Origin of the sequence: Symmachiella macrocystis (genome assembly GCF_007860075.1) — a bacterium.
Classification (GTDB): domain Bacteria; phylum Planctomycetota; class Planctomycetia; order Planctomycetales; family Planctomycetaceae; genus Symmachiella; species Symmachiella macrocystis.
Map to the genome: position 1 here is coordinate 1,839,980 of NZ_SJPP01000001.1, position 13,368 is coordinate 1,853,347.

The window sequence follows — 13,368 nt, forward strand, 5'->3', positions numbered from 1 at the left end:
TGCGGCAATCGTGATTTCGAAGTTCAAACGGAACGAGCGGTTGTCCAAGTTGGCGGTTCCCACGGTGGCGAACTGGTCATCGACGAGCATCACCTTTTGATGCAAAAAACCGGGCTGGTAGCGGTAGAATTTCACGCCGGCCGGTTCGGTTTCTTCGACGAATGAAAAGCCCGACAGATACACCAACAGGTGATCCGGTTTTTCCGGCAGCAGGATGCGGACGTCGACACCTCGCAGCGCCGCCAATTGCAGGGCAGCAATCACCTGCGCGTCCGGGACGAAATACGGGCTGGTGATCCACAGCCGCCGCCGCGCGGAATGGATCGCCTGCACGAAGAACAGGCTGCAGGTTTCCAATTCATCGGCCGGTCCGGATGCAATAACGATCGTGTCCTTGTCGCCGTCGGCGGCCGCTTGGGGTGCCCAAACCAGCTTGGGGGCTTGGTGCGTTGCGCAATACCAATCCTCAATGAAGGACAACTGCACGCATTGAACCGCGGGGCCGGTTAGTTTGACGTGCGTATCCCGCCAATGCCCGAACCGCTGGGAGCGCCCCATGTACTCATCGCCGACATTGTGTCCGCCGACATAAGCAGACTGACCATCGACGAGGACGATCTTGCGGTGGTTGCGAAAATTGAGCTGGAAACGTGTGCGCCAGCCAGTGGAGTTGCGAAAGGAACTGACCTCAGCTCCGGCGTCAATTAAGGCACGCAGGTATTCCTTGGGGAGTTTGTAACAGCCGATGCCGTCGTAGAGAAAATAGACACGGACGCCGGCCTTGAGCTTACCAAGCAGATGTTTTTGCAGTTCGCGGCCGAGTTCATCGTCATGCACGATGAAGAATTGAATGAGGATATAGTCTTGAGCGGATTGAATTCCCGCGAAGATCGCCGCAAACGTGGCGGGCCCGTCGACCAGCAATTCCACGTGGTTGTGCTTCGTGAACGGGAGAGCGGCGAGTTGTTCGACCACCTTCAAGTCGTCGACCGGGTGCTCAAGCCCCGATGTGAACTCCTCGCTATATTGCGCCAATTCTTCGGTGATATGCTTGAGACGCATCTCGCCTTCGCGACGAGCACAGACGTAGCCTTCAAACTTTTTGCCACCGAACACCCAATACAACGGCACGGCGGCAAAGGGAAATAACACCAAGGGAAAAGCCCAGGCAATCGCTCCTTGCGAAGTCCTGGTGAAAAGAATCGCATGTACCGCCGAGTACACTCCCACCAATTCCACGAGAAATATGGCCAGCCCGAGAAAGCTGAACGTTAGATCCATGCCGATTTGCCCCGGTCGATTGGGAAAGAAGCTTCTCTGCCAGGATGGAGGAAATGGCGGAGAAATTCAATTTTCAATCGTGCAAAATCGTGAACTGCGGTCAAAAGAGTTGTCGCAACTAGTGCAAGAAAACGTTTTTGGGGGCCAGTATCCCGTCTTCGCACGTCGCGATTGCAGCCAGACGGCCGTCGGGAGCAGTGATCGCCACTGTTGCGGCGGAATCGTCGGCCATCGGCTGAACGACCTGAATCGCGCGGCCGTGCTGGATGTTTTCCATATCAGCCTCAGACCCTGCATAGCGCGGCAAATGCGCCACTGCGGACAAAGGTGGCAACAGCGCAGCGGACAGCGACTCACGGGACAGCGCATCTAGTTCGACAGCTGCGTCGAGACGATAGTCGCCAACGCGCGTGCGTTCCAACTGGGTCATCACGGCGCCACAACCGAGTTCCTCACCCATGTCGCGGCCGATGGAACGGATATACGTTCCCGAGCCGCACTCAATCTCGACTTCCAGTTCAGGGAAGGCGTAATTGAGAATATCAATGCGATACACGTGGACTGGGCGAGCGGGGATGTCGAGGGTTTTTCCAGCGCGAGCCATTTTATAGGCGCGGCGGCCATCGATATGCACAGCTGAGAATTGCGGCGGAACCTGGTCGATTTCGCCCACATAATTCCGCAAAGCTTGGGCAACCTCTGCTGCGGTCGGCTGCTCGGAGTATTCCACCGACTCGACCTCACCGGTGATGTCGTCGGTGTTGCTGCGCAGCCCCAAGCGAAACTGCGCCCGGTATTCCTTACGGCCTTGTTGAACGTAGGAAATGAGCCGCGTCGCAGCCCCAATGCAAACGACAACCACGCCCGTTGCCAGGGGATCGAGCGTGCCTCCGTGTCCTACCTTCGCGGGACGGACGATTCGTTGCACGACGTCGACGACACGACGGGACGTAATATCGGCCGGTTTGTTGATGTTGAGAATGCCGCGGCAGTCGGGGGAGTTCATGATATCAAGTCGTACGCGGGACAGATTATTTCTCGGCTCGTGCGGTGAGTTTCTCTTGTTCGGCCCGCATGTATTCGCCGTACTGTTCGTCCAACGTTTTGTAGTCCGTGCCGATGAGTTGCGGTAGTGTGGCGGGTCGTTCCCGGACCCGGAGGTTGGTGCTATACAGCTGTGAAAGATGTTCAATCAGCGCGTCACGATACTTGCCATCCTTGTAGTGCATGAAGAAATGCGTCAACCCCGAGGCTTGGCTGTAAAGCTTGCGAATCTCGATGGAATGCTGGATTTCATTCGCTCCCTGAGACGCGAATCTTCCCAAGGGAATGTAATAGTCATCCTCAAGATAGCGATACCGAGCAGCGCGGAAGCGTTGGTACATCGGATCGCCCAACTCGTAGCGATCGCCCTTTTTGGCGAAGGACTCCATGTAACAGGCAATCCCCTCGATAATCCAAAAGTGGGCATGCTCGCCGACCATTAAAGACTTGCGGCGTGTCTTGCGGGTTTCGGCAAAGAGTTGATGCGTCGCTTCGTGAAAAATTGTACGCGTGGCGGGGCCTTCGGGATCATCATCCATTTCGGGTTGATGGTAGAAATAGGCAATGCCGGTCCCGGATAAATACAATCCGGTCGTGATGCTGATCTCCGGAACCTGGGGCCGCAGGGCCTCGACATAATCCTCTTTGTTACTGAAATAATGGATTTCAAACTGGTTTCTCGTGGAGCGCCGCCGCCCCTTGGCCAAGCTCGACCGCTGATCCTGCGTGGTGAGAAAACCGGAAAAGGTCTGGAAAAAGACGCGATAGAACTGCTCAAGCTGACGACTCAACTCAACGCCCCGCTCCAGGCTGTGGTTGGTCTTCACCAGGTAATGTTCAGACTCCACCTCCCAGGCGTTCTTGAAACTGCGGCGCAATTCCGCTTCCTGGGCGGCGCTCACCCAGCGTCCGACGCTGCCGCGCCCGGACCGGAAATACCGCTCACCGTTTTCGTAACGCTTGACGTGATCGCGAGGTAACCAACCAAATTTTTCGGTGTCGACATAATGTTTCTGCCGCATACGAGCCAAAAAAGGTGTGGTCCATTCGTCGCCGCTACGTTCATAACCCAAAAAACTGCGGACCGATTTATTATCGGGGTCCTGCCGCACCGCCTCCTGGATCAACTGATAGGCCAAACGTACTTCACCTATTTCTAGCACGCGCTGGGCGAGTAGATACAACTGGATCGCCTGCTCCTGCTGGAGATGTCGCAATTCGACGCGCCAGCGCCGTTCGGCCGGTGAGAGATTATTGGCAATGTCCGGCTGAATCTTATCCGGTAGTTCGAGTGTACGAAGATCGTCCACCGGCAGCGGAACACCCAATTCGCGGATTGCCGCTGCTTGCTTGGGAAAGCCGTTTTGGTCACATTGGGCGGCGACATCAGATAACGACTTCGCGAACTTCTCCTGCAGCGCCTCATATTTTTTCAGCTGGACTTGCCGACGACGCTCAGCCTGATCGGGCCGCTCCGCAACGGCGGTACTCTCGATGAGGACCGCTTCAACAGCGACAGCCAAAAGGCATATCATCGCTCCATGCGAGCAGCGGCGTATGGATTCGATCAGCATAACCAGCCTATTGAGATAGAAGCAGCACGACAGGGGGAGTCAACGACACGAATCCCTCCTATAACAGCCATTCTATGCTGATTGCGGATCCTCCGAAAGGCGATATTCACCGTTGCGGTCACCCCAATCCCCCGTCCCCCCAACCCACCCCATGTGGCGATGCTGCGAGAATATGCTGGAAAAATCATGCCGAATCGTCGATGTACAGCATCCGGCCGCAAGTTTTACAAAAGATAACCTGGTGGGTATTGAGTTGGACCAACATTTGCGCCGTGACCCCTACGAAGCAATTGCTGCAGACCGAATCGGTAACGGCCGCCATCGCACTTGCGCCGTGAGCTTGCACCAAGCGGCGGTATTGTTCTCCCACTTTGGGGGGAATACTGGTTTCAGCAACTTTGATGGCGGCTTGAAGTCGTTCGCTTTCCGCTTCTAAACCCGCTTTGGATTCGTTGATTTGCTGGCTGATCCGGGCGGTTTCCGCTTCGGAGTCCTTGACCGCCTGTTCGGCTTGTCCGACTTCGATTGAGGTAGAATCGACTTTTTCCAAGGCTTCGAGGATTTCGTCTTCCAACACGCTGTTGGCAACTTCATCCGCCTCGATTTGTTCCTTGATGATGTTAAATTCTTTGTTGGAAGCCGCCGCGTTGAGTTTGCCGCGCAAGCTCTCAATGCGAGCTTCATTGGTCTTCAGTTGCAAACTGCGGGAGTCCGCGTCCATTTTCAGTTTCTGAAACTTCGCATGCACCTCCGCAGCTTCTTCTTTTTTGGTCTCAACGAACCGTTGGCGAGCCTGGATCTGTTTGGGACCCCGTTCCAACTGGCTTTGTGCGCTTTCGAACTTCAAATGCAATTGGTGTAGTTCGCTCAAACTATGGGTAGTCGCTGCCATCGTAATCGGTCTCCGACGTTGAACGTCGCGGCTGGGATTGAAATTTGAACCACGGGTGATGCTTGTTTGAAAAGCTAAAAATCACGGATGGCTAATGCACAACAATTTGTTGCAAAACGGGTCGATCGTTTTTCGCCCCGGTGGAGTTTCGCCCCACAAGAGTTTCGCCCCACAGGAGCCGAGGGTTCTCCGGGAAACGACTTCTATTACATAATAACGGAACTGGTCCTGTTCAGCACGTCACAAAAAAAGGCCGGTCAAAAATGACCGGCCCTGAATCGTTTATTCCCCAGCGACTCCCGTCGCCAGGCTGTCTAAAAAGCCTTTTAACTGTTTACTACGCACCGGATGTTGCAGTTTGCGAACCGCCTTGGCTTCGATTTGTCGAACCCGCTCGCGGGTGACCTTGAAGATTCGGCCTACCTCTTCCAACGTATAGGTGTACCCATCGCCTAAACCGTATCGCAATTTGATGATTTCACGCTCGCGATAGGTCAACGTCCGTAGCACATAGTCGATCTTATCCTTCAACATCTCCTGCGTCGCAGCGTTGACCGGATTATCAACAGCGTCGTCCTCGATGAAATCGCCGAAATAGCTATCTTCGCTTTCGCCAACCGGTCGATCCAGACTGATCGGGTGCCGCGAGATTTTCAGGACACGACGCGTCTCTTCCAGGCTGATTTCAGCTGCTTCAGCCGTTTCCTCAATCGTCGGTTCGCGGCCGTTCTCCTGCAATAACGTCTTGCTGACTTTGCGGAGTTTGGACATCGTCTCGATCATATGCACCGGAATCCGAATCGTACGGGCTTGATCGGCAATGGCGCGGGTGATCGCCTGGCGAATCCACCATGTGGCGTACGTCGAAAACTTGTAACCACGGCGATATTCATATTTATCGACCGCCCGCATCAAGCCGGTATTTCCTTCTTGGATCAAATCCAAGAAGCTCAAGCCGCGGTTGCGGTATTTCTTGGCGATCGAAACCACCAACCGCAAGTTCCCGCCCGACAATTGCCGCATGGCCAATTCGTACGCGCCGAACCGCTCTTGAATATTCCGCATCCGCTTCCGCAGACTCCGCGGCGTCTCCAAAGTCATGTTCATCAGATCCTGCAACTCTTTCTGCAGGTTAGCCCGTTCGTCTTTGGCCGTCTTGAGGTTGCGGATGCTGTAAATCTGCTTTTCGATGTCGATCATCCGCCGGCAGATTTGTTCCAGCCGCTTCAGCGACGGTTGCAACCGCTGCGTCCGCAAACTCAACTCCTCGATCAGCGTCGCCATTTTGCGCCGTCGGATCTTCAGTCGTTCATCCGCCTCACGGCGAACTTTCTGCGACGCCGATTCATCGGTGGCAATCGCAAAATCCTCGATGGTTTTCCGCCGCAATTCTTCAAGCGTGGCGAGATTGTACGGCATGCGACCGAGGATCTGCGTCTTCTCCAAGCCTTCGGTGACCGAGACTTTAATCGTGCGGTCAAAGGGCAACTGCCCTTGGTGGACCTTCGTCAAAATATCGAGCGAGGTCTTCAGCGCATAATCGCTTTCCAGCAATTGCCGACGAAAACGACGGCGGGTGACCTCAATTTTTTTGGCCAGCGCGATTTCCTCGGGTCGCGTGAGCAGCGGGATTTCGCCCATTTGCGTCAGATACATCCGTACCGGATCGTCGATCCGCCGCGATTGTTCTTCATCCGACTTTTTGCCACGCGTGGCCCGAGCGCGCTTCTTCTTCGGATTGCCGACCGCCGGTTGCTCGTCGTTGATGATGTCCAGCCCGATCTCCTCTAAAGACATCAACAAGTTGTCGAGCTTTTCGGGATTCACGGCTTCGTCGGGAAGGTAGTCATTGACCTGTGAGAAGGTCAAATAACCTTGCTGCTTCCCTTGTTCCACCAAAACTTTTAGGTTTTCATCGAGTCTGTGCACAGAGAGTCCTCCGCGATATTCAAGCCAACTTGTTCTTGACTGCGCGTTTCTTGTTGTATTCAGAAAGCCGGCGTAACATCGCCGCTGTTTCATCATTTAGTCCGCCACCCGACTGTTGGACCTGCTCGCGCAATTGGCCGGACATCTCCACCGCGTCGGTCGTGTGACGCTCGCGTAGGCAGGCCAAAGTTTGTTCCAGCAGATCCGCGCCGATTCCTTTTCGGCGGGCTTCCTCATCCAATGAGACAGCGATTCCTTTCAAGGCGGAGTCCTCCAACTCAGCCATCACGCGGTGAAAGGTCAGTTCCTCTCCCGCATCCATAAGTCCATAACAACAGGCCAAAAGTTTTCGTAATTGCGGGTCCTGTAATTCCTCGCAATCAAAGTCGTCCCGCAATCGTCCGACCACCGAGGGATGGGCCATGACGATCTGCAATAGTTCATGTTCCAAGTATACGTCACGGCGCGATAGTGATTTCCGTGGCAGTGAAACTGTATCGTGCGCTGGTCCGTCGTGCCGTATAGCGTCCGCACCGTCACGGTTTCGTTGCCGGTCAGCGGCCCGTCGGCGAATATCGCTCAGACGTTGTCTGACCGCATGTTCCTTCAGTCCCAACCGTTGGACCAGCGACCCTAAAATCAAATCCTCTCGATTCCGCCATTTTCCTGCATCAGCACCGCCGGTGTGCGGCACAGTCGCCAGGACCTCCAGCATTTCGTCTAGTACGCGATCTTTGGCGTCGATTGAGTCTACGCCATAACGAGCCACTGCTCTTCTGAATTTATGCTGCCAAGCCTCCGGGGCTTGTTCGACGTCTTTCGTAAAAGCGGCCGCTCCATGAGTGGCCAAAAAGTCCGCCGGATCCATGCCGGCGGGCAATGTCATGATTCTTAGATCCACCTCTTGTGCCAAAAACTTGGTCAAGGCACGTTCCGCCGCGTTTTGGCCGGCATCGTCACCGTCGTAGACCAAGACTACCTTACGGGCAAAACGCTTCAGGTTCGTCACATGTGTTTCGGTGAGGGCAGTTCCCAATGTGCCGACAACGTTCATCTGGCCGTGCTGATGTGTGGTAATGCAATCCGTGTACCCTTCCACGACAACCACCGTGTCGGTCTTGCTAATTGCGTCGCGAGCATGATCGAAACCGTAGAGCAGACGGCTTTTAGTGAAGATGATGCTCTCTAAACTATTAAAATATTTCGGGGCATTTTCACGCGTCTCTCCCGGAAGAATACGTCCTCCAAATGCAACAGGGCGGCGTTGCATGTCGCGAATCGGAAACATCACCCGATCTACGAAATAATCATAATAACCGCGTCCCCCATCCCGCTGGGCAGCCAGTTTGGCAGCGGTCAAAACATCTAAGCCAAACTTGCCCCGTGCTCGCTGAATCAACCACTCCCAATCGTTGGGATGATAACCCAAGTGATAAGCGTCGATGACATCGGCAGTGAAACCGCGCGAATTCAAATAATCCCGCGCCTTAGCCGCCTGCGGGCTTTCCAATAGACATTCATGAAATTGCTGCTCAGCCCAAGCAACCACTTCGAACAATTGACTCTTACTGGTTCCGTCTTGATTCTGGCTGCCGCGTTGATAGGTGCGAGGCATTTCGATGTTGGCCCGGGTGGCCAACAGTTCAATCGCTTCGCGAAATTCGACCCGTTCGCTTTGCATCACAAATTCAAAGCAATCGCCGCCCGTATTACAGGACCAACACTTAAACGATTGCCGCTCAGGATAGACGCGCAGCGAAGGATTACGATCATCATGAAAAGGACACAGCCCCACGAACTCATGTCCGCCGCGCCGCGACTCGAGCGAAACGCCTTCGCCGATCAGGCTGACGATGTCCGTTCTGGAACGGACCAGTTCTTTGAATTCTTCGGAAGACTGGCGGGGCACCAACGACTCCTGCGGTAGCGACGTATTATGCGGCTGGGACGAATGAAAACAGTGATAATTCTTCGTGTCAAATCCAAGGATTCGACGCTGCAGATGGCCCGTCCGTGTTTTCGCCTCCGCGAAGCTGTTGAGACGTGTCTCCCGTCTGAGAGAAGTCTACCTGCTGGATGGCGATCGTCAAGAAAATCGTGACCCAGTTACGATGTTTGGCGGAGGCGCAACTCTTTAACTGTCAAAGCCTTGATGAAATTCTCCAAATCACAAGCCGGGCACAACGGGATTTGTTTCACCAACCGGTGAATTCCAGTCGATCCAGCCTGTTTACCCGAACTGCCTGATCCGTTCCGAACGAGATCGGCCTCTCTATCGTTAGCTCTCTCGGGGATCACATAAATCCCCGGCAATTTCCCGGATAGGGGCCGACTCAAACGCGAATTTCGCATACGAGCCGACCTGAGAGCGCGACCGAAATCATAAGCCACAAAAAACAGCCCGCAACCCCAATTCAGGGCACGGACCGTTGATTTTTTGCTGATCGAGACCACTCCTAAACCGACGGCTTTGCCGTCGCAGGGATGCGTCATTTTGGCTGTTTAGTAACGCGAACCAGATGGTCGTGGTCAATATATACGACTTCGCTAGTTTTATTACGACTCATAAATCGAATCGGCCAGTCGGATTGGCGTTGCAAATCGAAGTACGCTGTGCACTTGTACCTTTGCTTGTGCATTTGAGCGTGGCCAACCAAAGGATAAAATTTCACCGGACCGACCGAGGGGCCAGATGGTTCTATCACGACACGCAAATTTTTGACCACCGCCGACGCTGCGAACGGTGGAACATCACCCCGGTCCTTGAGTTGCTTGCTCACCTCCGTAAGAACCTCCTCAACCGTCGGGGGATTGTTAACCGCAGTGGGAAAGAGCAACGTGGCTTCGTCGGGCAATTTGGGTTTGGGCGGTTCAAGACGCGTGATGACAAACTCGATCCGCCGCTTAGCCTTTTTGTTGTCGTCCTTGTCGTAAAAGGGAACTGAAAATGTCCTTCCGAGCTGGACCTTCTCCACAACGTTGAGTGACTTCGTATAAATGTGGGTGAATTCCCGAGTGACCACTCCGTCATCATCAGGAAAGAGCCCCTTGTTCATTTCGGGCGAGTCGTCAATGCGCGCAATGAACGCAACGAATTCGTCGTCGAGTTGACGCACCTTCACCTGCCGCAGGGCGCGGTCCTTCAAGATTTGTCGCCCCATCACGGGATCGGCGTCACGGACAGGGACTGGCTGCTCTGCGCCAACCGTGATTGTTCCTTCTTCGTTCTCGCGAAGAACAATCTGTGGTGAAAAAACGGCGTGTTCCTTGCCGTTTTCGTCCTGTGCAAGCATGCGGCAAGCGACCTTGTAAAGGCGTTTCTCATTAATATCGTCTACTTTACCGTTTTTCGTAAGCAACTGGGTCTCGGTGTATGGCTGTGACTCACGGTCGACTACCCTCGGCTTCTGCGGGTCAGCTACTTTTTCCTCCGCCACCACCCACGGCGAGACCGCTAGCACCGTCAAACCGACGGCCGCCAACACACCGCGCATCTTCCACGACAACTGTGGGGACACTCCTTTGTCCAGAATCATTGCAAATCTCCGTTTCAGTGAACGGCCTGGCCCGAATGTAGTTGCCGACGCTGGCAACTGCGGGCGAGCGCCTGATAAAAAGTCGATCGTTTGTAATAGCGCCGCGGCATAGTCGCGGCTGTGGTTGGGGAAGCGGTCGACCACGGCGGCGTCGCAACACTGCTCGGCCGCTTGCTCCAAGCCCCGCCGACCCGACCAGACCACCGGATGCCACCAATACAGAGCAGTCACACAGAGCACCAACCGCCGCGTCCAATGGTCGCGACGCTGCAAGTGAGCCAGTTCGTGCGCAAAAATTCCGTCGATCTGAGTAGGCGTCAGCTGGTTTAGCAGTTCTGCCGGCAGAAGAATCACCGGGCAGCCATCAATCCGCCACAACAGCGGCGAGACCTGCGCGTGAATGACACGGACATCCGGCACCGTCGACACGCTAAACACCATTGCTAAACGCCGCACCTGTTGCTGCAGTGACGCTGGCGCGAGCGCGGTCAGGCGAGCAATCCGATGGAAACGCCAGGCCCGTATGCTCAATAACAGTAACCACGCGCATGCCCCGGCGATCCAAAGGGCGACTATTCCTTCAGCTAGATGATCGCGCCAGCGAAAGCCCTCAGGCTGTGGAGCTACAGCAAGTCGTGGTGCCTCGCTTGTTGCGGCGATAGCCAAGGGGGCGGGCGCTACATGCTCACTGATGGTGGTTTCCATCGGCGCAGGGATTACAGCCGAAGAGGTGCTGATGACCTGGGGAGCCGGTAGGATTTCGAGGGGCACCGTCACGAGCGGCGGGGTGATCAATTTCAAAAACACCAACAACCACAGTCCATGCTCAATCGCCGGACGACGGCACAGCCGCGCAAACAGGGCGACGCCGATTGCCAGCACCGTTGCCAACACGGCGTTGGCAAGCACGATCTCGAACAAGGTTTGCAGCATGGGTTGTCTCCATCCATCCTTGGCGTTAGCGGATCGCTCTATTTAGCATCGTCAATCATTTTTTTGAGTAGTTCACGTTCGCGTTTTTTCAGCCGCACGTTGTTGGTCAAGTGCAGTAGCAGCGGCGTCAATGATCCGTCGCACAGTTTTTGGGCGACCTGCTCCAGCTGTTCACCGATTAAATCGTCGCGGGCGATGCTGGGTGAGAATTGGTGGGCGGACTGGCTGCGATCGCGGCTGACGCAGCCTTTGTCCTCCAACCGCTGCAACAATTTTTGCACGGTGGCGTATTCGGACGTTGTTCCGCCGGGATAGAGAATATCGGTCAATTGTCGAATCGTTCGCGGGCTATGGTCCCACAGGACCTCCAGCACGGCGAGTTCGGCATCGGCGACATGGCGTCGCGGGATAGGCATCGATGGTTTCCTCCATGAGTCAGACTGCTCATCAGACATCCAGTCTGAGGCGAAGTGTAAGACATTCCGTCTGAGGCGTCAATCGCGGGTTTGACGGCATAAAAAAACTCGCGGCTACCTGAATGGCGACCGCGAGTGTTTGTTGCAGGAATCGTCTCAGTCTCGATTAGGACTCAGGCTCTTCAGCTTCGAGGCCGGTCGGGTCGGCCGGTTTAATGCGGTAGACCGGTTTGTCGCCCAGTTTTTGTTCACACGCGGGACATTTGACCTTGGCAATTCCCGAACCGGTTTTGCCTCCCAGTTTCTCCATGCGACGTGCCGACTCACTGATCACGATGCCGCAGGCGACACATTCTCGACCGATCAGTTCCAATTCGAGATTGGGGTCGGTTTTATAAAACTCGACGTGCTGTAGGATCTTCAAATCCTTGCCGTTCACAGTGCAATTTTTGTCAACGGATTGGTCTATCAACGGGATTCCGTGTGGTTCGGACGAAAGCACAACTTGGAATTTCTCGGCCAAGATCAAGACCAAGCGGCGATACTGCGAAAGTGTGGGAGTGATGTACAGCCGTTCGTCGCTACCTTCGACGCCCGGTAGGCGGATGCCGATCACGCCGTCGCCGAACAGATTCAGGTCTGCGAAAAGTGATTCCCCCAGCGGAAGTGCCGGCTGGGCGATCCAGATTTTTTCGAAGTCACTTTTTGCGATGTATTGCGAGTAGGGCGCGGGGAGTTCGCCCGGGTCGGGCCGCTTGGCACCCTCGACTAAGGTATCACGGACCTTTTCGCGGACCGCCGGTTTCTTGCGCAAGGCGGCCTTGTTGGTCATGCCCCCTTTGCCTTTAAAGACTGTCACCAACAGCATTGCGTCGTCAGAAAACCCAATGTCGACGAGTTCTGATTCGTCGGCCAAACTGCCCGCCTTGAGTCGCAACTTCGAAATGTTCATGCGGTGCAGACGGACGTTGGGCATCCATGTCGTGAAGCGACCGTATTTATCGCTTTCGAAAATGATCCGTTCTGCCGAATCCTCTAGGAGTTCGAAGCCGTCATCATCGTCCGTGTCGTCGAGTGCACCGGCGGGAGGGGTTCCGGGAACCAGAAACGGCGCGCGGCATTGCGGGCAACGACCGGTTCGTCCGCGAAACTTGTCGGCAACATGAATTCGGTGCCCACTGGGGCAATACACGACAACCCCCTGCCCCGGAACCAATTCGGTCACTTTAACTACGCGGCCCATGCTGCGGCGTAAGGCCTCCAACTCTTCGACCATCGCACCATCCAGCAAAGCATCTCCCGACGATCCCTCGGCGGGGAGTTGTTTGGCCGGTGCATCGGTACCTTCTGCTGTCTCCCCCGCATCTCCAGCAGCTTCTGCCCCAGCCTCAGCCCCTTCCTCTCCTTCTTCGGCCAACGGGTCATCGGTGAGAGAATAATCCTCGTCACCGGCGTGACTCGGGGAATCGCTGAGGAGGTCGAATGTGCTTTCGGTCGCTTGGAAGGTGGTAATACCCGGAGCGACTTCAAAGTCGTCCCCATCCTCCCCCTCATCAGCCAAATCGAAATCGGCCAAATTGACGGCCTGCTGGCCCATTCCATCTTGGGCCAATCGCTCGGTATTCGGGTCTAAAAATGCGCCGCACTCACGGCAACGGACCGAACCTTTGCGGGACATTTCTCCGCAGTTTGGACAAGGGACGTCAACATTGACTTCCGGGTCATCTTCGTTGGAAACACTCATGACTACATTCTCATCTTAA

General features: G+C 55.1%; 9 protein-coding genes (1 of these 9 running past the window's edge). All 9 read right to left on the reverse strand.

Annotated elements, in window-relative coordinates; genetic code table 11:
- Nucleotides 1-1,281: the 5' portion of a cardiolipin synthase gene (gene cls, locus CA54_RS07120; RefSeq protein WP_146370116.1), read on the reverse strand. It extends 150 nt beyond the left edge of the window; 1,281 of the gene's 1,431 nt are visible here — the first part of the coding sequence; it begins with the start codon at nucleotides 1,279-1,281; its stop codon lies off the left edge, out of view.
- 118 nt (nucleotides 1,282-1,399) lie between these two features.
- Nucleotides 1,400-2,287, reverse strand: coding sequence for a tRNA pseudouridine(55) synthase TruB (gene truB / locus CA54_RS07125; protein WP_146370117.1), 888 nt, complete (start codon nucleotides 2,285-2,287; stop codon nucleotides 1,400-1,402).
- A gap of 25 nt (nucleotides 2,288-2,312) precedes the next feature.
- Nucleotides 2,313-3,860, reverse strand: coding sequence for a hypothetical protein (locus tag CA54_RS07130; protein WP_146370118.1), 1,548 nt, complete (start codon nucleotides 3,858-3,860; stop codon nucleotides 2,313-2,315).
- 223 nt (nucleotides 3,861-4,083) lie between these two features.
- Complete coding sequence (locus CA54_RS07135; RefSeq protein WP_146370119.1) at nucleotides 4,084-4,791, reverse strand: zinc ribbon domain-containing protein; 708 nt, start codon at nucleotides 4,789-4,791, stop codon at nucleotides 4,084-4,086.
- A 282-nt stretch (nucleotides 4,792-5,073) separates the two neighbouring features.
- Nucleotides 5,074-6,720: an RNA polymerase sigma factor RpoD gene (rpoD, locus tag CA54_RS29980; RefSeq protein ID WP_146370120.1), complete on the reverse strand. Its 1,647-nt coding sequence runs from the start codon at nucleotides 6,718-6,720 to the stop codon at nucleotides 5,074-5,076.
- Nucleotides 6,721-6,739: 19 nt separating this feature from the next.
- Nucleotides 6,740-8,629, reverse strand: a complete 1,890-nt coding sequence (gene dnaG / locus CA54_RS07145; protein ID WP_197532263.1) for a DNA primase — start codon at nucleotides 8,627-8,629, stop codon at nucleotides 6,740-6,742.
- A gap of 580 nt (nucleotides 8,630-9,209) precedes the next feature.
- Entirely contained in the window at nucleotides 9,210-11,189 is a 1,980-nt protein-coding gene (locus tag CA54_RS07150; RefSeq protein ID WP_146370122.1) for a M56 family metallopeptidase, read from the reverse strand.
- Between the two features lie 38 nt (nucleotides 11,190-11,227).
- Nucleotides 11,228-11,605, reverse strand: a complete 378-nt coding sequence (locus tag CA54_RS07155; RefSeq protein ID WP_146370123.1) for a BlaI/MecI/CopY family transcriptional regulator — start codon at nucleotides 11,603-11,605, stop codon at nucleotides 11,228-11,230.
- Nucleotides 11,606-11,771: 166 nt separating this feature from the next.
- Nucleotides 11,772-13,349 (reverse strand): hypothetical protein, encoded by a 1,578-nt coding sequence (locus CA54_RS07160; protein ID WP_146370124.1) that lies wholly within the window; start codon nucleotides 13,347-13,349, stop codon nucleotides 11,772-11,774.
- Nucleotides 13,350-13,368: the final 19 nt, after the last annotated feature.

Bases quoted from the DNA above. Each gene is read 5' to 3' on its own strand.
- truB (WP_146370117.1), bottom strand. From the start codon at position 2,287: ATGAACTCCCCCGACTGCCGCGGCATTCTCAACATCAACAAACCGGCC.
- CA54_RS07130 (WP_146370118.1), bottom strand. From the start codon at position 3,860: ATGATATGCCTTTTGGCTGTCGCTGTTGAAGCGGTCCTCATCGAGAGT.
- CA54_RS07135 (WP_146370119.1), bottom strand. From the start codon at position 4,791: ATGGCAGCGACTACCCATAGTTTGAGCGAACTACACCAATTGCATTTG.
- CA54_RS07150 (WP_146370122.1), bottom strand. From the start codon at position 11,189: ATGCTGCAAACCTTGTTCGAGATCGTGCTTGCCAACGCCGTGTTGGCA.
- CA54_RS07155 (WP_146370123.1), bottom strand. From the start codon at position 11,605: ATGCCTATCCCGCGACGCCATGTCGCCGATGCCGAACTCGCCGTGCTG.
- CA54_RS07160 (WP_146370124.1), bottom strand. From the start codon at position 13,349: ATGAGTGTTTCCAACGAAGATGACCCGGAAGTCAATGTTGACGTCCCT.